Source organism: Vibrio sp. R10-SG3-ISO10, from assembly GCF_059834185.1.
Genome location: NZ_JCBDHG010000009.1, coordinates 1 through 23,118, shown reverse-complemented (window position 1 = coordinate 23,118; position 23,118 = coordinate 1). Strand labels below are relative to the sequence as shown.

The 23,118-nt window shown below is 46.3% G+C and carries 26 protein-coding genes; 12 read left to right on the top strand and 14 right to left on the bottom strand.

Annotated features, from left to right (window positions below):
• Positions 1-1,275 (top strand): YifB family Mg chelatase-like AAA ATPase (locus AC6R16_RS04695; protein ID WP_500673734.1); only part of this gene is annotated, 1,275 nt, incomplete at its 5' end.
• A gap of 28 nt (positions 1,276-1,303) precedes the next feature.
• On the opposite strand, the gene AC6R16_RS04690 is transcribed toward AC6R16_RS04695, so the two are convergent.
• A complete protein-coding gene (locus tag AC6R16_RS04690) occupies positions 1,304-2,281 on the bottom strand; it encodes a DUF2860 domain-containing protein (protein WP_500673733.1) in 978 nt (325 codons plus the stop codon).
• Positions 2,282-2,462: 181 nt separating this feature from the next.
• On the opposite strand from AC6R16_RS04690, the gene yihG reads away from it, so the two are divergent.
• Entirely contained in the window at positions 2,463-3,347 is an 885-nt protein-coding gene (gene yihG / locus AC6R16_RS04685) for a 1-acylglycerol-3-phosphate O-acyltransferase, YihG family (protein ID WP_500673732.1), read from the top strand.
• A 51-nt stretch (positions 3,348-3,398) separates the two neighbouring features.
• On the opposite strand, the gene AC6R16_RS04680 is transcribed toward yihG, so the two are convergent.
• The 5 genes from AC6R16_RS04680 to AC6R16_RS04660 form a co-directional block, all read right to left on the bottom strand.
• Entirely contained in the window at positions 3,399-4,001 is a 603-nt protein-coding gene (locus tag AC6R16_RS04680) for a thiol:disulfide interchange protein DsbA/DsbL (protein ID WP_500673731.1), read from the bottom strand.
• 25 nt (positions 4,002-4,026) lie between these two features.
• Positions 4,027-5,013 (bottom strand): serine/threonine protein kinase, encoded by a 987-nt coding sequence (locus AC6R16_RS04675; protein WP_500673735.1) that lies wholly within the window; start codon positions 5,011-5,013, stop codon positions 4,027-4,029.
• Positions 5,014-5,068: 55 nt separating this feature from the next.
• The gene (ccoG, locus tag AC6R16_RS04670; protein ID WP_004743620.1) at positions 5,069-6,487 is read right to left on the bottom strand and encodes a cytochrome c oxidase accessory protein CcoG; all 1,419 of its coding nucleotides are present in this window, start codon (positions 6,485-6,487) and stop codon (positions 5,069-5,071) included.
• A 267-nt stretch (positions 6,488-6,754) separates the two neighbouring features.
• Positions 6,755-7,021 (bottom strand): YihD family protein, encoded by a 267-nt coding sequence (locus AC6R16_RS04665; protein WP_500673730.1) that lies wholly within the window; start codon positions 7,019-7,021, stop codon positions 6,755-6,757.
• A gap of 98 nt (positions 7,022-7,119) precedes the next feature.
• Positions 7,120-7,287, bottom strand: coding sequence for a hypothetical protein (locus tag AC6R16_RS04660; RefSeq protein WP_004743622.1), 168 nt, complete (start codon positions 7,285-7,287; stop codon positions 7,120-7,122).
• A gap of 292 nt (positions 7,288-7,579) precedes the next feature.
• On the opposite strand from AC6R16_RS04660, the gene AC6R16_RS04655 reads away from it, so the two are divergent.
• Together AC6R16_RS04655 and trhA are read left to right on the top strand one after the other, a co-directional pair.
• On the top strand, positions 7,580-8,377 hold the full coding sequence (locus AC6R16_RS04655) for a sporulation protein (protein WP_004743623.1): 798 nt from the start codon (positions 7,580-7,582) through the stop codon (positions 8,375-8,377).
• A gap of 92 nt (positions 8,378-8,469) precedes the next feature.
• Positions 8,470-9,123, top strand: a complete 654-nt coding sequence (trhA, locus tag AC6R16_RS04650) for a PAQR family membrane homeostasis protein TrhA (protein ID WP_004743624.1) — start codon at positions 8,470-8,472, stop codon at positions 9,121-9,123.
• Here the strand turns inward: trhA and AC6R16_RS04645 are convergent.
• The 5 genes from AC6R16_RS04645 to def all read right to left on the bottom strand — a co-directional run bounded on the left by AC6R16_RS04645 (position 9,120) and on the right by def (position 14,858).
• Entirely contained in the window at positions 9,120-10,565 is a 1,446-nt protein-coding gene (locus AC6R16_RS04645; RefSeq protein ID WP_500673729.1) for a TrkH family potassium uptake protein, read from the bottom strand. The genes trhA and AC6R16_RS04645 overlap by 4 nt on opposite strands.
• A gap of 9 nt (positions 10,566-10,574) precedes the next feature.
• Positions 10,575-11,951 (bottom strand): Trk system potassium transporter TrkA, encoded by a 1,377-nt coding sequence (trkA, locus tag AC6R16_RS04640; RefSeq protein ID WP_004743626.1) that lies wholly within the window; start codon positions 11,949-11,951, stop codon positions 10,575-10,577.
• Between the two features lie 57 nt (positions 11,952-12,008).
• A complete protein-coding gene (gene rsmB, locus AC6R16_RS04635) occupies positions 12,009-13,289 on the bottom strand; it encodes a 16S rRNA (cytosine(967)-C(5))-methyltransferase RsmB (protein ID WP_367938406.1) in 1,281 nt (426 codons plus the stop codon).
• Positions 13,290-13,361: 72 nt separating this feature from the next.
• A complete protein-coding gene (fmt, locus tag AC6R16_RS04630) occupies positions 13,362-14,309 on the bottom strand; it encodes a methionyl-tRNA formyltransferase (RefSeq protein WP_500673728.1) in 948 nt (315 codons plus the stop codon).
• 27 nt (positions 14,310-14,336) lie between these two features.
• Positions 14,337-14,858 (bottom strand): peptide deformylase, encoded by a 522-nt coding sequence (def, locus tag AC6R16_RS04625; RefSeq protein WP_004743629.1) that lies wholly within the window; start codon positions 14,856-14,858, stop codon positions 14,337-14,339.
• A 176-nt stretch (positions 14,859-15,034) separates the two neighbouring features.
• Between def and AC6R16_RS04620 the strand changes: the two genes are divergently transcribed.
• From AC6R16_RS04620 to AC6R16_RS04605, 4 genes are read left to right on the top strand one after another with little or no spacing between them, the layout of a single operon-like run.
• The gene (locus AC6R16_RS04620) at positions 15,035-16,060 is read left to right on the top strand and encodes a LysM peptidoglycan-binding domain-containing protein (protein ID WP_500673727.1); all 1,026 of its coding nucleotides are present in this window, start codon (positions 15,035-15,037) and stop codon (positions 16,058-16,060) included.
• A gap of 3 nt (positions 16,061-16,063) precedes the next feature.
• Positions 16,064-17,182 (top strand): DNA-processing protein DprA, encoded by a 1,119-nt coding sequence (dprA, locus tag AC6R16_RS04615; protein WP_500673726.1) that lies wholly within the window; start codon positions 16,064-16,066, stop codon positions 17,180-17,182.
• Positions 17,183-17,184: 2 nt separating this feature from the next.
• Entirely contained in the window at positions 17,185-17,664 is a 480-nt protein-coding gene (locus AC6R16_RS04610; RefSeq protein WP_038197518.1) for a DUF494 family protein, read from the top strand.
• Between the two features lie 15 nt (positions 17,665-17,679).
• Positions 17,680-18,264: a DNA topoisomerase family protein gene (locus AC6R16_RS04605; protein WP_239852409.1), complete on the top strand. Its 585-nt coding sequence runs from the start codon at positions 17,680-17,682 to the stop codon at positions 18,262-18,264.
• Between the two features lie 47 nt (positions 18,265-18,311).
• Here AC6R16_RS04605 and AC6R16_RS04600 read toward each other — a convergent pair whose 3' ends face one another.
• Both AC6R16_RS04600 and purE read right to left on the bottom strand, forming a co-directional pair.
• Positions 18,312-19,445, bottom strand: a complete 1,134-nt coding sequence (locus AC6R16_RS04600) for a 5-(carboxyamino)imidazole ribonucleotide synthase (RefSeq protein ID WP_500673725.1) — start codon at positions 19,443-19,445, stop codon at positions 18,312-18,314.
• Between the two features lie 3 nt (positions 19,446-19,448).
• Positions 19,449-19,934 carry a 5-(carboxyamino)imidazole ribonucleotide mutase gene (gene purE / locus AC6R16_RS04595; protein ID WP_069668053.1) on the bottom strand — a complete coding sequence of 162 codons (486 nt, stop codon included), beginning with the start codon at positions 19,932-19,934 and terminating at the stop codon, positions 19,449-19,451.
• Between the two features lie 194 nt (positions 19,935-20,128).
• Between purE and tsaC the strand changes: the two genes are divergently transcribed.
• The 4 genes from tsaC (at position 20,129) to AC6R16_RS04575 (ending at position 22,800) form a co-directional block, all read left to right on the top strand.
• Positions 20,129-20,686, top strand: coding sequence for an L-threonylcarbamoyladenylate synthase type 1 TsaC (gene tsaC, locus AC6R16_RS04590; RefSeq protein ID WP_500673724.1), 558 nt, complete (start codon positions 20,129-20,131; stop codon positions 20,684-20,686).
• A 21-nt stretch (positions 20,687-20,707) separates the two neighbouring features.
• Complete coding sequence (gene hemF / locus AC6R16_RS04585) at positions 20,708-21,625, top strand: oxygen-dependent coproporphyrinogen oxidase (protein ID WP_004743638.1); 918 nt, start codon at positions 20,708-20,710, stop codon at positions 21,623-21,625.
• 75 nt (positions 21,626-21,700) lie between these two features.
• Entirely contained in the window at positions 21,701-22,534 is an 834-nt protein-coding gene (aroE, locus tag AC6R16_RS04580) for a shikimate dehydrogenase (protein WP_500673723.1), read from the top strand.
• On the top strand, positions 22,534-22,800 hold the full coding sequence (locus AC6R16_RS04575) for a DUF1488 family protein (RefSeq protein WP_500673722.1): 267 nt from the start codon (positions 22,534-22,536) through the stop codon (positions 22,798-22,800). The genes aroE and AC6R16_RS04575 overlap by 1 nt, the downstream gene beginning before the upstream one ends.
• On the opposite strand, the gene AC6R16_RS04570 is transcribed toward AC6R16_RS04575, so the two are convergent.
• On the bottom strand, positions 22,793-23,118 hold a 326-nt coding region (locus AC6R16_RS04570; protein ID WP_500673721.1), incomplete at its 5' end, for a gamma carbonic anhydrase family protein. The genes AC6R16_RS04575 and AC6R16_RS04570 overlap by 8 nt on opposite strands.

Sequence of the window (23,118 nt, the reverse complement as noted above, 5' to 3'; positions counted from 1 at the left end):
CCGATTGCATTAGGTATTTTAGCGGCGTCGGAGCAGATTCCTGTTAATGAGCTAAACAATCAAGAGTTTATTGGCGAGCTTGCTTTGTCTGGAGAGCTAAGAAGGGTGAAAGGTGTGTTACCCGCGGCATTGGCTGCCAATCGAGTTGAGCGCAGTTTAGTGGTCCCCCATAGCAATGGTGATCAGGCGGCGTTAGTCGGTGCTGAAAGACATAAATCGGCGCAAAGCTTACTTGAAGTGTGTGCCGACCTTTGTGGACAACAAAAGCTCTCACTACATCAAACCGCGCAAGTTTGTGCAGCACCGAGTAGCCAGAGAGATCTGCAAGATATAATCGGGCAGCAGCAAGGCAAGCGCGCTTTGGAGATAGCTGCCGCAGGCAATCACAACTTGTTGTTTCTTGGCCCGCCGGGGACAGGAAAAACCATGTTGGCTTCGCGTTTATGCGACTTGCTGCCCGATATGTCAGATAGTGAGGCGCTTGAATCGGCTTCGGTAGCTTCACTAACCCAACAAGAAATCAATGCCCACAATTGGAAGCAGCGTCCTTTTCGCGCCCCGCATCACTCAAGTTCGATGGCGGCACTGGTGGGAGGAGGCTCTATTCCAAGACCGGGAGAGATCTCTTTGGCGCACAATGGATTATTGTTTCTCGATGAGATGCCAGAGTTCGAACGCAAAGTACTCGATTCGTTGCGTGAACCACTGGAATCTGGGGAGATTATTATCTCACGAGCCCAAGGCAAGACGCGCTTTCCCGCGAGATTTCAGCTAGTTGGAGCATTAAATCCGAGCCCCACCGGATACTACGAAGGCAACCAATCGCGAGCCAATCCGCAAACTATTCTGCGCTACTTAAGCCGTTTATCTGGTCCATTACTTGATCGCTTTGATATGTCTCTGGAAATCCCAGCGCTACCAAAGGGGACGTTAGCGGAAGGGGGCGAAAGAGGCGAATCAACTCAGATTGTGCGTGAGCGGGTGTTGATAGCGCGTGAGAAAATGTTGTCACGAGCGAGTAAGGTGAATGCCTTATTAGGCAGTCGAGAAATCGAGCGCTACTGCCCCTTATATAAGCAAGACGCGCAGTTTTTGGAAACCGCATTGCATCGACTGGGTCTATCGATTCGTGCTTATCATCGCATTATTAAGGTTGCGCGTACTATTGCTGACTTAGAGGGGGCAAGCCATATTGAGCGCAATCATCTTGCCGAAGCACTAGGCTATCGGGCGATGGATCGCTTACTGCGCCAACTAACGGCTCAAGCAGTATAAAAAAGCCCGCATTTGCGGGCTAGTGTTGTTAGAACTGGTAGTTTACACCGACAGAGAAGATCATCTGGTCTTCATCATAGAAGTCGATGTTGGAGTCACTCTGACCATAGCCAGCAAACGAGATCAACGACCAGTTCTGCCAACCCATAAACTGCTGATATTCGTACGCAGCGAACAAGCTAAACTCGTCATCCTCACGGACCTTGTTGTAAACAGGGTGTGAAGCATCATAGCTTTTACTGGTGTAGCCGGCAGTAAGTGCGAATTGATGGCGATTGATGACTTTAAATAGCGAAAGCTCGCCGCCCCAAGAGGTGAGAGAGTTAGCATCGCCGTCGGCATCCGTTTTAATGTAAGTGAGGGATGGAACTAAGAAGGTAGCGCGATCGAGGTGCAGCTTATAATCACCTTTTACATAGATCGATGTCGCGTCACGTCGCAGTAAATCGCTGTTGATATTAGGATCGGAATGACCAGACTGTTCATTCTCAATATCTTTAACTGCGTATGCGGTATCTAGACTAAAACCAGAGTTAGCAATATTGCTAAATTTAAGTCGGTAGGCGTTACCTTTTTCGTCGGTGACGGAACGCGCACTCCCTTCTAGGAAAGGATCGGCCCAAGTCTCGCCAGACATAATGGTCGGTAGGAAAGAGGCGTCAATCACTGTTCCATTTGCCAACTGTTGCTTATAGCCTAGTTCTAACGCTAAGGTACCGACAGCAATATCTTCACGAGATGTACCAACATAGAACTGCTTGTCGAGTTGACTACCAAAGGTGTAAGCAACACTCCCTAATGGCAAGGCTAACACACTGCTATCACTTTGCCCCTTTTGGGTATTGTCGGTAATGGTCGCATTAGTGTCGGTATTAAAGTTGGAGGTTGAAGAGGTATAACCGGCACTGAGCGATATCTCGCCGCTGATCCCCGCTGAATCAGAGAGCTGAGCCATTGCAGGTGTGCTCAATACAGCAAGAGCAATAAGGGTTGGTTTTGTGGTCATTATGGGTTCTCCATGGTGTAAACCTAGTGACTGATTGCCTTGAGGTCGAAGTGTGCTCTAACAACTCTGACCATAGTTAGATTAGTTTCAAACTTTCCAATGGCTTGTATAATTACACGCTGTTTTATTATTCATAAATGAATGTTTATAAATTTTTCATTAAATCTCACTTATTAAGCGTATGTTGGCACATTTACTCCTTGTTCTGAATGTTAGTTTGGTCATCTTGAACTCCGCAGTCTGCTCGATAGCTATTTGCGTGGTGGCCGTTTTTAAGTTTGTTTTGCCAAGTGCTGTACTTAAAGCAAAAGGCACCCAGCTTGCCAATAAGATCATGTGGCTATGGGCAACGATAAACTCCGCCATTCTTAACGTTTCGAACCGAATTGAGTGGGATATTCAAGGCGGCGATGAACTGAAAAAAGATGGTTGGTACTTGATGATCAGTAACCACCTTAGCTGGACAGATATTGTTGTACTGTGCTGCGTGTTCAAAGATCGCATTCCAATGCCTAAGTTTTTTCTCAAGCAGCAACTGCTTTATGTGCCTTTTATCGGTATGGCTTGTTGGGCTCTCGATATGCCATTTATGCGTCGCTATTCACGCGAATATCTTATTCGTCATCCGGAGAAACGTGGGCAGGATTTAGCAACGACTCGTCGCTCATGTGCTAAGTTCAAGCACACGCCTACTACGGTTGTGAACTATGTGGAAGGGACGCGCTTTACTGCAGACAAACAGCGCAAAAGCAAAGCGGGTTACCAATATCTTCTGCAACCTAAAACGGGTGGGATAGCTTATACGCTAGCCGCGATGGGCGATCAGTTTGAGAGTATTATTGATGTCACGTTAGCGTATCCTGAAAATACACAAAAACCGTTTAAAGATGCTCTAATGGGTCGCATGACTAAGATTGTTGTTCGCACTAAAGTCTTGCCAGTGGATGAGCAAGTGCGAGGCGATTACTTTAATGACAAGCCATACAAGCGCCAGTTTCAGCAGTGGTTAGGCGATGTTTGGCAACAGAAAGATGAATTGTTGCAGCAAGTCCATCAGGATAAATAGCTAAATTTAAAGATTAAAAAAGGGAGCGTTTGCTCCCTTTTTATTTGGTGATTACTTTAGCGTTAGTAAGTAATTGACCAAGGCAAAGTATTCATCTACTGAGGTGATAGAGCCAGCTTCAACTAGGTACTTGTTGTTAACAATAACCGCTGGAACACCTGATAGGCCGCTGTTTTTAAACTGTTTGTCGAAGCGACGAACCATTGAATCTACTGCAAAGCCGTTAAATGCCGCGTCGAATTTCTTCGCATCGACACCTTCATCCAAGAAGATTTGACGCAGTTCTTCATCATTTTTAGGTGCTTTGCGCATATTGTGGATGCGGTTAAATAGCACGGGTGTCATCTTGTCTTCGACTTTCAGTACAATCATGGTCGCGTAAGCTTTGCTCATCGACTCACCCATGTTGCCACCCATAAAAGAAACATGATTCTTTTGGAACTTAGCATCTTTAGGTAGCTTAGTTTTAAGCTGCTGAATGATAGGCTCGAACGAGTGACAGTGCGGGCAGTAGAAAGAGAAAAACTCCGTTACGGTTGGTTTCTTAGAGGCTTCTAAATCCAGCACTTTGTAGTGCTCACCTTGATTGAACTGCGCAGCGTGAGCAGATAGGCTCAACATCAGTGTAGCAACTAGTGCAAACAGCTTTTTCATTCTTGACTCCATGTTGTCGATTTTCTTACCACTGTGGCATAAGTGAAAGTGGTGGTTCATCCAGTGCAGAAATCTGCTCTTTAAAAGCAAGAACCTGACTCTCCCAGTATTTTGGATCATTGAACCAAGGGAAAGCGAGAGGAAAAGCAGGATCTTGCCACCTTTTTGCTAGCCATGCCATATAGTGCACCATACGTAGACCACGTAGCGGCTCAATTAGTTTCAATTGATTGCTGTTGAAGTCATTAAACTCCTGATACGCCTCTAGCAGAATATCCAACTGCATCAGCTTGTCTGCTCGCTCACCATTGAGCAGCATCCATAAATCTTGAATAGCAGGACCGTTACGAGAATCATCTAGGTCAACAAACATTGGGCCATCGCGCCAAAGAATATTTCCTGGATGACAGTCACCATGCAAACGAATCAGGCTGGTTGAGTCATCCCAGTGGTTCTTTAGAGATTTGATCAGTAAATCGAGGTCGTTAAAAAACGCATTTTCGAGATGCATTGGAATAAACTGAGATTGCTCCAGTAACTTGCGCGGTTGATAGACGTATTCTTCGAGCCCGATGGTAGGGCGGTGTTGGAATACTTGCTTAGAGCCAACTTTATGAATGCGACCCAAAAAGCGCCCAACCCCTTCGAGTTGCTCTAGGTTATCGACTTCAAACTGGCGCCCACCAACACTTGCAAATAGGGCAAACAGATAGCCTTGATATTGGTGGAGAGTTTGACCGTTAATAATTACAGGTGGAGCAACGGGGATCTCAGACTCAATCAGTTCAAGGGTAAAGTCATGTTCCTCTTGAATTTGTTCTAAGCTCCAACGCTCAGGGCGGTAAAACTTAACCACATAACGTTGGCGTTCTTCATCGGTAAATTGGTAGACGCGGTTTTCATAGCTGTTAAGGGCCAGAAATCCAGATTCCGCTCGAATACCAATGCTTTCGAGGGCATACCACATAAAATCAGGCGTTAACGCATCAAAGTTAAAGGCTTGCTGTGTCATAAAATAAAAGAGGCTCATTGCTGAGCCTCTTTCCATATCCGTGAGTAGAGTGCGCTTAGAGTTTCTTAATAAAGCGGCTTTCTACCTCAATAGTGAAGTCTTCGCTATCGGACAGTATAAACTGAATTGTTGAAACTGAAGAGCTGAGATTGTCAGGATTGACGCCTAAACTCATTGGCAGGTTAAGGACTTCACCTGGTTCAACTTGAATGGTTTGTTTGCCATACCAAGAGACATCACTTAGGCCTTCAACGCTGAGTTTGTACTCTTGTTCTTGTTGAGTTTTATTAATGATTTTCAGGGTGTAGGTATTCTCTACTTCACCTAAGCCATTGACTCTGAACAACTGATTACGGTCACGAAGGACGCTCAAACCTGCCGGGTCGACACTGGCAACCTGAACAAAGAACAAGCCAATCATCACTAATAGTACCGCGCCATAACCGAGCAGTTTTGGACGCGCGACCTTAGTATGCTTGCCAGAGAGGCGGTGCTCCGTGGTGTAGCTAATCAGGCCCTTTTCGTAGCCCATGCGATCCATGGTTTTGTCACACGCATCAATACAAGCACCACAGTTAATACATTCATACTGTAGGCCATCACGGATATCGATACCGGTTGGACAAACCTGAACACAAAGGTCACAGTCAATACAGTCACCTAAGCCCAGAGCTTTGTGATCGGCTTTGCGTGATCTAGGACCGCGCGTTTCGCCACGTTTGCTATCGTAGCCGACGATAAAGGTATCTTTGTCGAACATGGCTGATTGGAAACGAGCGTAAGGACACATGTGAACACACATAATAGAGCGCATCCAACCTGCGTTGGCGTAAGTACAGCCGGCGAAGAATAGAACCCAGAATACTGGCCAGAATTCGGCATTAAAGGTGAAGAAACCAACCACTAGGTCTTTGATCGGTACAAAATAACCGGTAAAGGTGAAGCCAGTAGCAAGAGCAATTGCCCACCAAGCTAAGTGTTTTACACCTTTGCGCATTGCTAGATTGGCTGTGAGCTTACCTGAATCTTGCTTGCGGCGTTTGTTGGCACTGCCTTCTAGTTTTTCTTCGAACCAAATATACATAAAGGTCCACACCGTTTGTGGGCATAGGTAGCCACACCAAACTCGACCTAAGAAAGTGGTGAGGAAAAAGAGACCAAAGGCGGCAATCATAAATAGCAGTGCAAGCAGGGTTAAGTCTTGCGGATAAAGTGTGGTGCCGAAAAAGTTAAACTGCTGATTGCCAAAGTCGAGCAAGATAGCTTGGCGTTCGCCATAAGGTATCCAAGGAATAAGAGCGAAGAAAACCAGTAAGAACCAGCCGCCATAACGACGTAGCTGTTGAAAGGTACCTTTACTCTCGCGAACATAGATTCGGTTGCTGGGATTAAACCTGTCCCCTTTGTTTTTATGGGCCTTAGGGTTAAAGGTCTTGGGAGTCACATCTTTGATATCGATTTTATCCTGACTCATTGCGCTTCCTTCTTGAGCTAAACGGTGAGATTTCTATTGTTCTCACTCTATAAACCTAAACATTGCTATTTGATTATAATATTTTAGTAAATACTTATGGGCGGCGATTATATACGCAATAACATTTTCATTTCTTTAAGGCTATCAACCTTTAACAACAAAGATCAGTACAGTTCTATAAATAAATGGCCTAACAGTTTCTAGCTTTGTCACCAAATAGGTATAAAAAAAGCGACTCAAGGTCGCTTTCATTAAAATTGCTCGCTGCTAGTCAATAAGACCACGGGCACGCAGAATCGCTGTTTTAAAATCATCTTCTTGGTCTTTCTTTAGACCGGGAATCATTTCTTCTTTGCCACTGTTGCGCATTTTTAGATGGTAAATAAGAACATCGTCTGTCAGATCTTCTAGTTTGCCTTCATAGCCCGCTTCTTGAGCGAGCTTAACGATCATCTGTAGCAGGTTAAGTTCTTGATCTTTTTGCCATTCAGGTTCAAGTAACTCTAGTAGCTCCTCAATACGGTGACACTTCATTGGCTTTCTCCACAATATTTATAATGATTTGCTGCTAAAGGTATCAAATAGATGAAATGAAGGTAAGAAAAAAGCGCAGTCAGCACTGCGCTTTTTAATTAGGCTGCCTTAATAACCTTAGCAGGAGCGGTTGCCATAACGGCGGTCTTCTCTACTAAAGTCATTGCTGGAGCTGATTTTTTTGCCACTGGAGTAGAAACAAATCCACTACGGCGGCGCATCGCACTACGGTTTGTGTGCGAAAACCTGACTGTTGTTGGGCGCATTCAGTTACCTAACTGTCAGGCATATCCATTGCCAATGTAATGGCCTAATTAATCATGAGTTTGCTTCATTGCTGAAGTTTGGCTCTTCTGGCTCACGCCAATCCGAACAATTAATTAGGAATATTGATATGCACGCATATCAATAAATAGATTAGCATTATCAGTCGGATTGGTCGATATCTAATCGATTGCGATTCGCTACAATTATGTGAAGATATCTATAGTAGTGAGACAGTAAACCAGATTAGTATGAAAGTAATTTAATGGTTTCGTGCGTGCCAAGGAGGTGTTGATGTCGTTATTTAAGAAAACCCTGGCCAGTTTTGGTATTGGATCTGCAAAGGTTGACTCTGTTTTGCAGCAAGAAGTCTTGTATCCAGGACAAAAAGTGAATATTACGATTCATGTCTATGGTGGGTCGACAGCACAAGAGATCGATAATATCGATCTCAAGCTCTATTGTCGCTATATCAAAGAGGTGCCTGCCAACCCAGATAAGGACAAGCACAATGCAGGGCGTATGCGTCGAGTCCCGACAAGTTATGCCTTGGCTAAATGGTCACTGCCTTACGCTTTTACCATTAATCCGGGTGAAACGCGTGACTTTGAAATTGAGCTCGATGTACCGTGGAACACACCCGTTACCATTGGTGACTCCAAGGTGTGGTTGGAGACAGGCTTGGATATTGCGATGGCAAAAGATCCGACCGACAAAGACATTCTAACCGTCAGGCCTGACCCACTGCTTGATGGCATATTTACCGCACTTGAAGAGCAAGGTTTGCGTATTCGTCAAGTAGAGTGTGAAGAAGTTGACGGCTTTGCGATGCCGTTTGTCCAAGAGTTTGAATTTGTTCCGACCACAGGGCCTTTTCATGGCCGATGGCGAGAGCTCGAAGTGGTGGCATATCGAACTGACGATAAGTTACAGATGTGGTTTGAGATCGATCGTCACCGTGAAGGTGCAAAGGGCATGCTCGCAAGCTTGTTAGGGATTGGTGATTTGAAACGTCAAATGGAAATACCTCTCCATACGTCTGCACAGGAAGCGGGCGCACAAGTAATTGCTTACTTGGATGAACATTCTTAACCAAAACTTAAAAAACTTTCAGCTTACAAGTGTAAGCTTAATGTGCCATACTCTCGAGTAATTATTCCATATTTACTCAGAGTAGGGCACGCATGTCTGCTAATCCTCCCACTGAATACAGCACGAAAGAAGAGTTTGCTAATACGCTGACCCATGCTCTAGGTATGGTGCTCAGTATTGTCGGCTTGGTTTTACTCTTGCTCAAATCGACCGAAAACAATGCGGATACGCTAACAATCACCAGTATGAGTATCTATGGCAGCAGCATGATAGTGCTGTTTCTTGCCTCTACGCTCTACCATGCGATTCCTTATAAGCGAGCCAAACGAGCATTAAAAACCTTTGACCACTGTGCTATCTACTTATTGATTGCGGGTAGCTACACGCCTTTTCTACTAGTGAGCCTGCGTACACCGCTAGCGATTGGGCTAATGGTAGTGATCTGGAGCATTGCTCTGTTCGGCATCATTATGAAGCTCGCCTTTGTCTACCGTTTTAAGAAGCTTTCTTTAGTGACTTATCTGACCATGGGTTGGTTATCGCTGATTGTGATTTACCAATTGGCGATGAACTTATCGGTTGGTGGGTTAACTCTGCTTGCCGCAGGGGGAGTGATTTACTCACTGGGAGTGATCTTCTACGTCGCAAAACGCATCCCTTACAATCATGCTATTTGGCACGGATTTGTTCTAGCAGGATGCGCTTGTCATTTCTTCGCTATTTATCTCTACGTTGATCCCGTTTAACGTCGCCAGAAGGCTGGGAAAAACAGGACAAGCAAGGTCAAAATTTCCAGCCTTCCCATCAACATCCCTAGGCTTAGTAGCCATTTAGCGGCGTCTGGCAGTGGAGCAAAGTTACCAGTTGGGCCGATGACTGACCCCATACCCGGTCCAACATTGGCAACCGCAGTAATAGAACCAGAGATACTGGTGATTGGGTCGAGCCCCATAGCACTGAGGCCCCCAGCAATCGCAATGATGGTGATAAAAAACGTCAAACCAAAGGCGACAACCGAACGGACGATATCATCGTTCACAGGGCGTTGGTTGTAACGTTGAACAAATACCCCTGAAGGATGGATAAGTTTCATCATCTGCTTGTTAAGCAATGTCAAGGCAATCTGAAAACGGAAGATTTTAATCCCCCCCGCTGTTGAACCTGAACAGGCTCCTGCCATCATCAAAAATGCAAACAAGGTGGTAGGAAGTGCGCCCCATGCGGTGAAATCTTCTAAGCCAAAGCCTGTCGTGGTAACCACTGAGACAATGTTGAACATGGATACCCGAAGCGCATCTAAAACGGCATAACCATCTCTGATCACTAACCAAGCTGCGATGATTAAGCTGCTAACCAAGAACAAGTAGCTAAATCCGCGCACTTGCGCATCTTTGACTAATTCATTGAGACGGCGCTTTCTAATTGCTGCAACAAACAGTAAAAACGGCAAGCCACCCAAAAACATAAATAGTGTCGCTACCCAATGCGCACCATTAGAGAAATGGTTCATCGAGCCATCTGATGTGGAATAGCCACCGGTGGATAAGGTGGTAAAGGCGTGGTTTATTGCTTCAAACAGATTCATACCCGTTAGAAGGTAGCCAACTATGCACAAACCTGTCAGTGATAGGTAAACCGAGACAATGTTCTTTGCCACCGTTTTGGCTCTCGGGCTGCTTTTATCTGACCAGTCGGAGGATTCGGTGTGGAAGAGTTTCATACCACCGACGTTAAGCATAGGTAGTACCGCAACCGCCATCACGATAAAGCCAATCCCACCTAACCATTGCAGTATCGAGCGCCACAATAAAATGCTCGGTGCCATGTTATCTAGGCCACTGAGTACGGTGGAACCTGTGGTTGTGATGCCCGACATAGTCTCAAAGTAAGCATCGGTAAAGCTGATGTGATTGATAAACACAAAAGGTAGCGCTGCGAATGCACTGGCGATGGTCCACACCAAACTGGTGATGAGGAACATATCGCGCACACTGAGCTTAAATTGTTTGGTTCGGCCAATCGTCAAACAGGCAAAAGCGGCGGTATGAGTAATGATAACAGCCTGGCCAAACTCTAAAAATCCAGACGTACCAGTGATGAAGGCGACCAATGTTGGTACGTACATGAACAGGGCTAGCTTAGATAACACTAGCCCGATAACAAACAGTACAGGACGGAAATTGACCATAACCCTTGCCTAAAGGAAGAACGGACTCGGTTGGAATAGGGCTTCTACGTCTGGGACGTATTTCTTGTCGACCAAGAACATCACAACATGATCATCTTGTTCGATAACGGTGCGGTCGTGGGCAATCAGGACTTCTTCACCACGGACAATCGCACCAATGGTGGTACCTGGTGGTAGTTTGATATCACCAATCGCGCGACCAACAACTTTCGATGTGGTTTCATCACCGTGTGCAATGGCTTCGATTGCTTCTGCAGCCCCTCGGCGCAGTGAAGATACGTTAACAATATCGGCACGACGAACGTGGGTCAGTAATGCAGAAATCGTCGCTTGTTGTGGCGAAATCGCGACATCGATAGCGCCACCCTGTACAAGATCGACATAAGCCCCGCGCTGAATCAGTACCATCACTTTTTTGGCTCCCATGCGTTTCGCAAGCATGGCAGACATAATGTTGGTTTCATCTTCGTTGGTGAGAGCGATAAACACATCGACCTGATCGATGTTTTCTTCCGCAAGGAGTTCCTGATCTGCCGCATCACCACAGAATACGATGGTATTTTCTAGCTCTTCTGACAGCTTTTCTGCACGTTGGTAGCTATGTTCAATCAGTTTAACGCTGTAGAGCTGTTCTAAGCGGCGAGCAAGGCTAGCACCGATGTTACCGCCACCAACTATCATAATACGGCGGTAAGGCTTCTCAAGACGTTGTAGCTCACTCATTACCGAGCGGATGTGATTACTAGCCGCGACGAAGAAGACTTCATCGTCAGCTTCAATGATGGTGGTGCCCTGTGGTCGAATTGGTCGGCCTTGGCGGAAAATCGCCGCAACACGCGTGTCGATATGTGGCATGTGCTCACGTAGGGCAGACAGTGCATTACCAACCAGTGGTCCACCATAGTAGGCTTTTACGGCAACCAAGCTCACCTTCTGCTCAGCAAAACTCACAACTTGCAGTGCCCCTGGGTATTGAATCAAGCGTTCAATGTAGCTAGTGACTAGCTCTTCTGGTGCAATCAAGTGATCGACGGGTACAGCGCCCGATTGGAACAAAGCTTCCTTCTCAGATAGATATTGAGGGGAGCGAATTCGCGCAATTCGGTTCGGAGTGTTAAACAGTGTAAAAGCCACCTGACAGGCAGCCATATTGGTTTCATCCATATTGGTAACAGCAACCAACATGTCAGCATCTTGAGCACCGGCTTCACGCAACACGTCTGGGTGGCTAGCATAACCATTCACGACACGTAGGTCGTACTTATCTTGCAGCTCGCGCAGACGATCTGAGTTACGGTCTACAATGGTGATGTCGTTGTTCTCGCCAACTAGGTTTTCCGCCAGTGTGCCGCCAACCTGACCTGCACCAAGGATGATGATTTTCATACACTAATCTCGTTTAACTACTGAAAAGGCGGCGACTATTGTCACCGCCTAACTGTATTACGCGTTTTTGATTAACACTGCGTAGTAGAAGCCGTCCATATCCTCTTCACCGGGTAAGATTTGGCGTCCAGGATTGTTGATATCTGAACCCACTAGGGTTGCGTTATCAGTGCGCTCAAGGAAAGCTTTTACTTGTAGTACGTTTTCTTTTGGAGTAATTGAACAAGTGGCGTAAACCATAGTGCCGCCCACCTTCAATTGGCTCCACATTGCATCCATAATTTCACTTTGTAGCTCAGCTAAGGCGTCAATGTCGTTTGCTCGACGTAACCACTTAATATCTGGGTGACGTCGAATAACGCCCGTTGCAGAACAAGGTGCATCAAGTAGAATGCGGTCAAATTTTTCGCCTGTCCACCACTCTTGAGGGTAGCGAGCGTCACCACAAATAACATCGGCACGCAGTTGCAGACGCTCTAAGTTGTCATAGACGCGATCAAGACGTTTAGCGTCACAATCAATCGCAACCACTTCGGTATCTTCCGTATGCTCAAGAATATGCGCGGTTTTACCGCCTGGTGCAGCACAACAATCAAGAATCAGCTCGCCATTTTGTGGCTGCAGATAGTTTACTGACAATTGAGCAGCAGCGTCTTGTACCGATACCCAGCCACGATCGAAACCTGGAAGAAGCGTCACGTCACAAGGCGAGGCCAATTTTATGGCATCAGCAGCTTCTGGGTGAATGCTGCATTCAATGTTTTCATCTTTCAGCAGTTCTAAATATTCATCACGAGTATGGTGCTGGCGATTTACACGCAGCCACATGGGCGCTTTGCTATTGTTCGCTTCGACTAATTGTTCCCACTGCTCTGGGTAGCTCTCACGTAGCATGTTAAGCAGCCAATTTGGGTGGCCATATTTGCCCGCGTTGTGGCTAACTGCTTTTTCATCTAGCTCTTCTTGTTCACGAAGGTAGCTGCGCAGTACAGCATTGATCAGGCCGCGTAGGCTTGGGCCTTTCAACGTCTTAGTTCCTTCAACCGTTTCTGCGACGGCAGCATGTGCTGGAATACGCATGAAACTCAGTTGGTAAATTCCGACCAAAATAAGATGGTGGAAAACACGCTTTTTCCCTTTGAGTGGATTTTCCATTAGCTCGTTAGCAATAGACTCCAAACGTGGCAAGTAACGTAGCGCGCCATAACAGATCTCTTGCAATAGTGCATGGTCTCTTGGTCTGATGGTCTTTTGCGCCGCAGGTAATGCGTGTGAAAGAGATTGGCCTTTGTCGACCACTTGGAATAGGACGTTGGCTGCAGCAGCGCGAACATTCATGATGAATACCTTAAATTAAGGGAGGGTGTCTCCACCCTCAAAATGTACGTTTCCCGATAAGGGATAATATGTTTAAACCAGCTGAGTGCCGACTTCAAACCAGCTTGCACGAGAGTTCAAGATATCTTGAACAGACATCGCTTTCTTACCTGGAACTTGTAGTTGTTCTAAAACCAGTACGCCATTGCCAGTAGCAATGTAGATACCGCTTTTATCTGCTTGCAAGATAGTACCAGCAGGTTGAGCTGTTGGCTGCTCATCGACCCGGCTTTGCCACACTTTGATGCTGTTCTCAGCAGCGATAAAGTGGCTCATTGGCCAAGGATTGAAAGCACGAACGCAGCGCTCGATATGTGCAGCATCGTCATTCCAGTCAATACGGGCTTCTTCTTTACTCAGTTTCTTAGCATAGTTTGCCAATGCATCGTCTTGCTTCTCTGGTACCGCTTTACCTAGCGCAATATCTGCTAAACATTCAACTAATGCTTGCGGGCCAAGTTCAGCCAACTTTTCGTACATAGAAGTACTGGTATCACTAGCTTCAATTGGCAAAGTCGCTACTTTGAGCATATCACCAGTATCTAAGCCGATATCCATTTGCATAATGGTCACGCCTGTTTCTGCGTCTCCCGCCCAAATAGAGCGTTGGATCGGCGCAGCACCACGCCAGCGTGGCAGGATTGAACCGTGAACGTTAATGCAGCCTAGCTTTGGCGTATCAAGTACCGCTTGCGGAAGTAGCATGCCGTAAGCTACCACCACCATGATGTCTGCGTTTAAATCTGCCAGCTCTTGTTTTGCTTCATCAGACTTAAAGTTTTCTGGCTGATAAACGGGAATATTATGCTCTAGTGCTAATTGCTTAACAGGTGGCGCTGCCAGTTTCTTACCACGACCTGCAGGACGGTCAGGGTTAGTGTATACAGCAATGACATCGTGCTCCGAAGACAACAACGCCGCCAAGTGACGGGCGGCGAAATCCGGAGTACCAGCAAAAACAATTTTCAAAGGTTTGCTCAAGGTACCTTCCTTCTATTTAATTAGCGATTAGGCTTTGCTTGCATTCTTCTCATTGAAGCGCTTGATCTTAGCTAGCTTGTCTTGAATACGCTTGCGCTTTAAAGGCGAAAGGTAGTCAACAAACAGTTTGCCTTCTAAGTGGTCAAGTTCATGCTGAACACAAATAGCTAATAGGTCATCAGCTTCAAATGTGTACTCTTCACCATCACGGTTTAGTGCTTTTACCGTCACTTCCGCTGCGCGTGGCACCAATGCACGTGCGCCAGGGACAGACAGACAGCCCTCTTCGATACCATCTTCGCCGCGTTTTTCTAAGATTTCTGGATTAATTAGAACCATAGGCTCATCACGTGTTTCAGAAATATCGATAACAACGATACGTTGGTGGAAATCAACCTGGGTTGCTGCCAGACCAATACCTTCTTCGTCGTACATGGTTTCAATCATGTCATCAACGAACTTTTGAATCTCAGGTGTCACTTCTTCTACCGGCTTAGCTACGGTGCGAAGACGATCATCTGGGAATGTTAATACTTGTAATACAGACATATACACTCGAAATGTTGAACTGTGCCGAATCAGGATAAACCTCGTTGGCTCAATTCTAGACATTTTAGACCCCAAATGACAGCATCAATGCGCTTTTTGAGCTGCTTCTCTTTGTTGTTAACACTCAGTTTAACAGGGAATGCCGTAAGGATAGGTCGCTGATAGGGGGGCGAATCATGTTACGCATTTGGCGAGGTCTGTTTGTTGTCGTGTTGGTGACGATCGTTAATGGGGTCAGTGCTCAAGAAGGCGCTCTATCGATTAACAAACAAGCGCCGAAAACTTATACCGTCGTCAAAGGTGATACCTTGTGGGATATTTCAGCGCTGTATCTCGCAAGCCCGTGGCAGTGGCCGCGCTTATGGCAATTAAATTCGAGCATAGTAAACCCGCATCTGATCTTTCCCGGAGATAAACTGACTCTTGTGTGGCGAGAAGGGCAACCAAAACTGATTCTAAAACCTGTGGTCAGTTTGACGCCCGCTATTCACCAACGAGCAAAACAACCCATCCCTGTCATCAAACCACAGCATATCCTGCCTTTCATTGAACACGATCTGTTGTTGGAGGGGGAAGCAATTCATGAAATGAGTCGAGTGATTGGTAATAGCGTCGGGAGTCAGTTGATGGATTCACAAAACGTCATCTATATCTCTGCTCACCAAGGCGCTCAAGAGTGGGGAATCTATCGTTTAATGGATGAGTTTAAACGAGCAGATAAAACCGCCAAAGTGATAAGAAAAATAGCTCATGGACAACTTGTTGCCAGTGATGAGCATTACTCCTCGCTGCGTTTGACCAAGCAAAGCCATGAAGTAGTGGCAGGCGATATCGCTATGCCAATATTACAACCTTCAAACTCAACCACTTTGCTAAGCTTAACCCCTGTCTCTGGGCAAGTTGATAAGGTTGAGATTCTCGGAGCAGTAGAAGGCACTCATTATGTGGGCAAAGACCAAGCGGTGGTTGTCAATCGTGGTGAGTTAGATGGTGTTAAACAGGGCAGTGTGTTTGAGCTGTTTAACTCGGGCGCCGGTGACGTTACCCATCGTAAAAACAACTCATCAATCCTTTTCCCTGATAGGCTTATTGGCCACATGATGGTTGTCCGTCCTTATCAGCACTTTAGTATCGCGATCATTACTGACAGTTCAGAAGCAGTCAGTATCGAGACCAAGGTTCACTCCCCAAGGAGTCGGTAGTTTGTGACCAATGAAGAGCTCGCGGCATGGCTGTCGCTTAACTTTACCCCTAGAGTCGGTCCGAAAACCTTTTCTCGTCTTCTCGCAATGGACTCACCATTAAACATTGTTCAATCTGAACTTCCTGCTCTTTTAGCCCTTGGATTAAGCGCACAACAGGCTAACTATCTAAAGAATCGAGCGGCGAAAGAGGTTGCGCAGTGCTTTGAGTGGCAACAACAATCTGCTCAACACAATATCATTACTAAGCAAGACAGCAGTTACCCGGCATTACTTGAACAGGCGGTAGGCTCTCCTCCGATTTTATTCGTTCAAGGAGAGGTGAACGGCCTGTCTGAGCCTCAAATTGCGATGGTCGGTAGTCGCAATGCCAGTCCTGAAGGGCTCAATACCGCGCGAAGCTTTGCTCGGGCCTTGGTTGAGCAAGGTCTGACGGTCACAAGTGGTTTGGCCCTTGGCGTAGATGGCTACGCCCATGATGGAGCGCTGCAAGGAGGAGGACGTACACTCGCTGTTCTCGGCAGCGGTCTAGAAACTATTTACCCAGCTAGACATCGTGAACTTGCTAGGAGAATCCTTGATTCTGGTGGTGCGCTGGTTTCGGAGTTTCATCCCAAAGCGAAGCCTAAAGCCGATCATTTTCCGCGCCGCAATCGAATTATCAGTGGCCTATCTGTTGGAGTGCTGGTGGTTGAAGCCGCAGAGAAAAGTGGCTCCTTGATTACGGCGCGCTATGCCATAGAGCAAGGGCGTGACGTGTTTGCTATTCCGGGGTCTATCCACGATTCAAATGCACGCGGCTGTAACCTGTTGATTAAGCAAGGCGCGTGCTTGGTGATGCGAGTTCAGGACATAGTTGATGAAATAGAGACGCTTTTACGCTGGTCTAATTCCAGTAAGCCACCGATTCAAAATGAACTTTTCGAGGAAATAGATAGTAAAGAAGAATTGCCATTTGCTCTGCTGTTAGCTAACGTAGGAAGTAAGGCTATACCAGTTGATATTCTTGCAAACAGGACCAATATACCTGTGCAGGACGTCATGATGCAGCTCTTGGAGCTTGAGCTTTCAGGGCATGTTGTTGCAGTTTCCGGTGGCTATATTCGAAAGGGGAGGGGCTAGCTATGATGATGGATATCTTAATGTATCTATTCGAAACCTACATCCATAGCGATGCAGAGTTACAAGTCAATCAAGATGAGCTAGAAGAAGAGCTTCTTCGCGCAGGCTTTCATCAAAAAGACATTTACAAAGCCCTTGTCTGGCTAGAAGAGCTAGCAGCACTGCAGCAAAGTGAAACCCACTCTGCGATCTCGGTGTGCAGCACTTCGAACTCGACTCGTATCTATACAACTAAAGAGTGTGAGCGCTTAAGTCTAGAGTGCCGTGGCTTTTTGACCTTCTTAGAGCAAGTTAACGTCCTCACGACTGAAACTCGTGAGATGGTTATTGATCGCATTATGGGCCTAGAGACGGACGAGTTTGAGCTTGATGATCTGAAATGGATTGTGCTTATGGTGCTATTTAATGTACCAGGCAATGAGAATGCATACACACTTATGGAAGAGCTGCTGTATACCAAAGAACAAGGTATCCTTCACTAACCTTTCTGAGTTGATATGAGCAATAAAATTGATCATCAGCTGTTTTCAGCCCATGAACATGCGCTAGAGCACCAAGCTTGCCCTAAATGCCAAAGTGAACAGCGCGAAGGTGAACTTCACCTTCGCCATGGTAAGCATGGTCCTTTCTTGGGTTGCGATCAGTACCCGGTGTGTGACTTCATTAAACCCTTGCACCAAAACGACGGTCACATCGTTAAAGAGCTCGGTGTTGCTTGCCCTGAATGCGGCAATGAGCTTGTTCTCCGTCAGGGGCGCTATGGGATGTTTATTGGTTGTAGTCATTACCCGCAGTGCAACCACATCGAGTCTTTAGATCAACCTAAGCAAGAACAGCAGCAGCCGGAACACCATACATGTCCAGAGTGCAATAAAGGCCAGTTAGTGGAGCGTAAAACTCGCTTTGGTAAGGTTTTCTATGCCTGTGACAACTATCCGAAATGCAAGTTTGCTGTCAATCAGCCGCCGATTTCAGGTCAGTGTGAGAAATGTGGTTTTCCACTGTTAGTTGAGAAGAAGCTCGCCAGTGGAGTCAAAAGGCAGTGTGCCGACCGGAAGTGTCATCACACACAATCTGAATAATAAAAAAACGGCGCATCAAGCGCCGTTTTTGCTATCTATAAACTGAGTTATTGGGCGAAGTTTGCTGAAAACTCATGAACAGCAGGAAATGCTTGTTCATCCAACAGATCGGCAAGTGCACACAGTTTACGCTGCAGTTCACCGCTGTAATCACCACACACGTTAATGTGACCCATCTTGCGGCCTGTACGTTTCTCTTTGCCATACCAATGAATGTGCACCCCATCCATCGCGAGTAATTCGCTTGGTAAGGTATCTTCACCCAAGATATTGATCATTGAAGTTTCACGAATCAGTTTAGTGCTGCCTAGTGGTAAGTCGCATACTGCTCTTAAGTGATTTTCAAACTGACAAGTTTCTGCGCCTTGTTGAGTCCAGTGTCCAGAGTTATGCACCCGTGGGGCAATCTCATTGACCAGCAAGGTGCCGTCGACATCGAAAAACTCAAGGGCTAATACACCAACGTAATTGAGCTTATTGGCGACAGCAGTAAACATCTGTTTTGCTTGTTGTTGCAGTTCGGTATCTGCGATGGCAGTAGACAGAGTCAGTACGCCGTTAGTGTGGACATTCTCAGCCAATGGATAAACAGCAACGCTACCGTCTTTGCCACGTGCACCTACTAGGGAAACTTCACGATTAAATGGCACGAATTCTTCCGCTACGATCGCTTGAGTTTCAGATGCAGCGATGCACTCGGCCATTTCTGTCCAAATGGTCTCGATTTGAGCTGGATCTTTTAAACGCCACTGACCTTTTCCATCGTATCCGCCAAGCGCACTTTTTAGCACCATAGGGATGCCAACGTGTGCAATAGCTTGGTCAAAGTCTTCACGTGTATTGATGACAAAGTACTTCGCATTGCGTACATCTGCGTCATCAAGCAACTGCTTCTCGATACGGCGATCGCCGCCTGCTTTTATCGCTTCAGTCGAAGGTAAGAACTTTCCACTTTGCTCGCAGATTGCCAGAATGTCGTGAGGGATATGTTCAAACTCAGCGGTGATAACATCAGCTTGAGCGATGGCGTTTTCAAGTCCGTGACCAATTACAGTCTGCGTGAGTGGATGAACGACATTTTTACTGCCTACGTCATACGCTGAGATATCAATATTAAGCGGCGCGCCAGCCAGTGACATCATGCGAGCTAATTGACCAGCACCTAGCACTAAAACATGCATGACTTAGTCCTCTGCAGGATTTGGGTTCGCTAAAACCGTTTCTGTCTGTTCAGCGCGGAAAGCTTCAACTTTCGCCATTACAGCTTCATCATGTGTACCAAGAATTTGCGCAGCGAGAATACCTGCATTTGCCGCACCCGCTTCGCCGATAGCCAAAGTGCCGACAGCAATACCTTTTGGCATTTGCACGATGGAGTATAGAGAGTCTAGACCACTAAGTGCGCGGGACTGAACTGGAACACCTAGAACTGGCAGTGAAGTGAAGGCTGCCGCCATGCCTGGTAAGTGCGCAGCACCGCCTGCACCAGCAATGATTACTTTCAGGCCACGCTCTTTAGCGCTGTTTGCATAGTCTGCAAGAAGTTGAGGGGTACGGTGCGCAGAAACTACTTTAGTTTCGTACTCAACCCCGAATCTATCGAGCATTTCTGCTGCTAGTTTCATGGTTGGCCAATCAGATTTAGAACCCATGATGATACCGACTTTCATCTCAAACTCCTTCAAAGCTGCATAGAATTGGTGAGCAAACATTTTGAGCGCATTATACGGAGATTTCACACTTAAGCAAACGTTTGCGTCGTGGTGAAATACTTAGCTCGGGAATTTATTAATAAATAGCTTTAGTCTCGGATTGAGATTGTTTGTAGACTTAAGCCTGTAGAGAATAACTAAGGTGTGACTAAGTGGAAAACTTTAATCAAGCACTGAACGCTTTAATGGATGGTGAAGTGATCGCTTATCCAACCGAAGGAGTCTTTGGTGTGGGGTGCGATCCCGATAATAGCGAAGCAGTGCGCAAGCTACTGGATCTTAAGCAGCGCCCTGCCGATAAAGGACTCATTCTTATCGCGGCGAGTTACCAGCAGTTAATTCCGTATATTGATGAATCTCAGCTGACTCAAGAGCAGCTAATCAGGGTCAAACAGAGTTGGCCTGGGCCGGTCACTTGGATCATGCCATCGAGTGATCGCGTATCTCGGTGGGTATCCGGTCAACATCAATCGATTGCTGTGCGAGTGACGGATCATCCTTTGGTACAAAAGATGTGTAATGCATTCGGAAAGCCGTTAACCTCTACCAGCGCAAACTTGTCCGGTCAGCCGCCATGCATGACAAGTGAAGAAGTTTATATGCAGTTTGGTTATGACCAGATTGCGGTACTCGAAGGCCAAACGGGTGGTAGAGAAAAGCCCAGCGAAATTCGAGATGCTAAATCACTACAAGTATTAAGACAGGGATAACCCTGCAGTAAAGGAAGTTGTATGTCAGCCATAGATAAACAAACGGTAAAGCAATTTTTAATGGATCTTCAGGATTCAATTTGTCAGCAGCTCGAAGAGGTGGATGGACAAGCGGTATTTGTTGAAGATGCATGGCATCGCGAGCCTGGAGAAAAGCTAGGTGGCGGTGGTCGTACCCGAGTGATGAAAGATGGTGCTGTTTTTGAGCAAGGTGGTGTTAACTTTTCACATGTGCAAGGTAAAGAAATGCCAGCTTCCGCCACGGCGCATCGCCCTGAATTAGCTGGACGTCGCTTCGAGGCAATGGGCGTCTCTTTAGTTATGCATCCAAATAACCCTTATGTGCCTACTTCACATGCCAATGTTCGTTTCTTTATTGCGGAAAAAGAGGGTGAGGAGCCGATTTGGTGGTTTGGAGGCGGTTTTGATTTAACACCTTTCTACCCATTTGAAGAAGATGCGCAGTATTGGCACAACACGGCTAAAGAAGTGTGTGCACCGTTTGGCGAAGGCGTTTACTCAGAACACAAAGCTTGGTGCGACAAATACTTCTACTTACCTCACCGAGATGAAACTCGTGGTGTTGGTGGCTTATTCTTTGATGATCTCAACCATTGGCAGTTTGATAAGTGTTTTGACTATATTAAGGCGGTCGGTGAGGGTTATTGCCAAGCTTACCTGCCGATTGTTGAACGTCGCAAAGAGACTGAATACGGTGAGCGTGAACGCCAGTTCCAACTGTATCGTCGTGGGCGCTATGTAGAGTTTAACTTAGTCTTTGACCGTGGCACATTGTTTGGCTTACAAAGCGGCGGCCGCACTGAGTCTATTCTTATGTCTATGCCGCCACTAGCGCGCTGGGAATACGCTTACCAAGTGGAGCCAAACTCTCCAGAGGCTGAGCTGTATGATCATTACCTTAAACCGAGAGAGTGGTAATACTTTCCTCCTTATATAGATAGTGATAGGGTCAATGTTCCGCATTGGCCCTTTTTGTTTCTGATAGGTAAGGATATGACTCAGCAAATAGACAACTACGTTGTTTTTGGTAACCCAATCGCCCAAAGTAAATCACCATTTATTCATACGCTATTTGCTCGTCAAACTAATCAGTCTTTGACCTATACCACTCAGAGCCCGGCAACCGATGCTTTTGCCCAAGCAGCCAGTGAGTTTTTTGCTGAGGGTGGCAAAGGGTGCAATGTCACTGTGCCATTTAAAGAAGACGCGTTCCGCTTTGCGAATCGTGTCACCGAGCGCGCGCAGTTAGCAGGTGCAGTTAATACGCTAAAAAAACTTGATGATGGTGAGATTCTAGGCGACAACACTGATGGCGAAGGGCTTGTCCAAGACTTGTTGCAATATCAGGTTATGCTAAAAGGGGCTCGTATTCTGCTGATTGGGGCTGGTGGTGCAGCGCGAGGTGTGATTAAACCATTACTCGATCAGCAACCGGCTGAAATTGTGGTCACCAATCGTACCTATGCTAAAGCGCAGCAGTTGGCAGAAATGTTTCAACCTTATGGAAAGATATCTGCCCAGCCAATGGAGGCTGTGTTCGAAAGCTTTGATTTGATTATTAACTCAACCTCGTCGAGCTTAAGTGGTGAGCTACCCGCTATCTCTAGCGCAATTTTCTCACCTCAAAGCACGGTCTACGACATGATGTATGGTGCAGGGAAAACGACCTTCAATCAGTGGGCAACAGATAATGGCGTAATCAAGGTATATGATGGTTTAGGCATGCTGGTGGGGCAGGCCGCGGAAAGCTTTATGTTGTGGCGTGGACTAAGGCCTGGTACCAAGCAGATTTTGCGTGAACTGAGAAAAAACCTAGAGGGCATGTAATGAACCAATCTATTCTTTTTCCTGATATCCATTCATGGGATGAAGATAAGCAAGCTGTGTTGTTTTCTGCGCAGCAAGCTGGGGCGCTGATTCAGTGTTTAGTCAGTAAAACGGAATTAGAGAAGTTGTCTGGTCAAACGGTTGATAATGAGCAGCAAGCTCTCGAAGTATTTTCTCAATACCGTTTTGACCTTGAAGAGCTTGCTGAAGAGCTAATAGAAGACGAAGAATTTAATTCAGAAGGTAATATAGAGGTCGTTAGTTAATCTCTTTAACCTCGTGAAGGTAGTCTTCTTTATTCTGCACATAGTTGTCTGCTGATTTTTGTAAGAACGCGCGTTCCTTTTGATTGAGTGGACGCACTTGCTTAACAGGGCTACCTACGTACAAAAATCCGCTTTCCAGAATTTTACCTGGGGGAACTAAACTCCCAGCACCTATCATTACCTCTTCTTCTATTACCACACCATCTAAGACAATCGCCCCCATTCCAACTAGCACTCGATCTTTGATCGTGCAGCCGTGTAGCATTACTTTGTGTCCAACAGTGACATCATTACCAATGAGCAGAGGGTAGCCGTCAG

Excerpts from the sequence above, each read along its gene's own strand:
- AC6R16_RS04690 (WP_500673733.1), bottom strand. The coding sequence starts at position 2,281 with ATGACCACAAAACCAACCCTTATTGCTCTTGCTGTATTGAGCACACCT.
- yihG (WP_500673732.1), top strand. The coding sequence starts at position 2,463 with ATGTTGGCACATTTACTCCTTGTTCTGAATGTTAGTTTGGTCATCTTG.
- AC6R16_RS04680 (WP_500673731.1), bottom strand. The coding sequence starts at position 4,001 with ATGAAAAAGCTGTTTGCACTAGTTGCTACACTGATGTTGAGCCTATCT.
- AC6R16_RS04675 (WP_500673735.1), bottom strand. The coding sequence starts at position 5,013 with ATGACACAGCAAGCCTTTAACTTTGATGCGTTAACGCCTGATTTTATG.
- ccoG (WP_004743620.1), bottom strand. The coding sequence starts at position 6,487 with ATGAGTCAGGATAAAATCGATATCAAAGATGTGACTCCCAAGACCTTT.
- AC6R16_RS04665 (WP_500673730.1), bottom strand. The coding sequence starts at position 7,021 with ATGAAGTGTCACCGTATTGAGGAGCTACTAGAGTTACTTGAACCTGAA.
- AC6R16_RS04660 (WP_004743622.1), bottom strand. The coding sequence starts at position 7,287 with ATGCGCCCAACAACAGTCAGGTTTTCGCACACAAACCGTAGTGCGATG.
- AC6R16_RS04655 (WP_004743623.1), top strand. The coding sequence starts at position 7,580 with ATGTCGTTATTTAAGAAAACCCTGGCCAGTTTTGGTATTGGATCTGCA.
- trhA (WP_004743624.1), top strand. The coding sequence starts at position 8,470 with ATGTCTGCTAATCCTCCCACTGAATACAGCACGAAAGAAGAGTTTGCT.
- AC6R16_RS04645 (WP_500673729.1), bottom strand. The coding sequence starts at position 10,565 with ATGGTCAATTTCCGTCCTGTACTGTTTGTTATCGGGCTAGTGTTATCT.
- trkA (WP_004743626.1), bottom strand. The coding sequence starts at position 11,951 with ATGAAAATCATCATCCTTGGTGCAGGTCAGGTTGGCGGCACACTGGCG.
- rsmB (WP_367938406.1), bottom strand. The coding sequence starts at position 13,289 with ATGAATGTTCGCGCTGCTGCAGCCAACGTCCTATTCCAAGTGGTCGAC.
- def (WP_004743629.1), bottom strand. The coding sequence starts at position 14,858 with ATGTCTGTATTACAAGTATTAACATTCCCAGATGATCGTCTTCGCACC.
- AC6R16_RS04620 (WP_500673727.1), top strand. The coding sequence starts at position 15,035 with ATGTTACGCATTTGGCGAGGTCTGTTTGTTGTCGTGTTGGTGACGATC.
- AC6R16_RS04610 (WP_038197518.1), top strand. The coding sequence starts at position 17,185 with ATGATGATGGATATCTTAATGTATCTATTCGAAACCTACATCCATAGC.
- AC6R16_RS04605 (WP_239852409.1), top strand. The coding sequence starts at position 17,680 with ATGAGCAATAAAATTGATCATCAGCTGTTTTCAGCCCATGAACATGCG.
- AC6R16_RS04600 (WP_500673725.1), bottom strand. The coding sequence starts at position 19,445 with ATGCATGTTTTAGTGCTAGGTGCTGGTCAATTAGCTCGCATGATGTCA.
- purE (WP_069668053.1), bottom strand. The coding sequence starts at position 19,934 with ATGAAAGTCGGTATCATCATGGGTTCTAAATCTGATTGGCCAACCATG.
- hemF (WP_004743638.1), top strand. The coding sequence starts at position 20,708 with ATGTCAGCCATAGATAAACAAACGGTAAAGCAATTTTTAATGGATCTT.
- aroE (WP_500673723.1), top strand. The coding sequence starts at position 21,701 with ATGACTCAGCAAATAGACAACTACGTTGTTTTTGGTAACCCAATCGCC.
- AC6R16_RS04575 (WP_500673722.1), top strand. The coding sequence starts at position 22,534 with ATGAACCAATCTATTCTTTTTCCTGATATCCATTCATGGGATGAAGAT.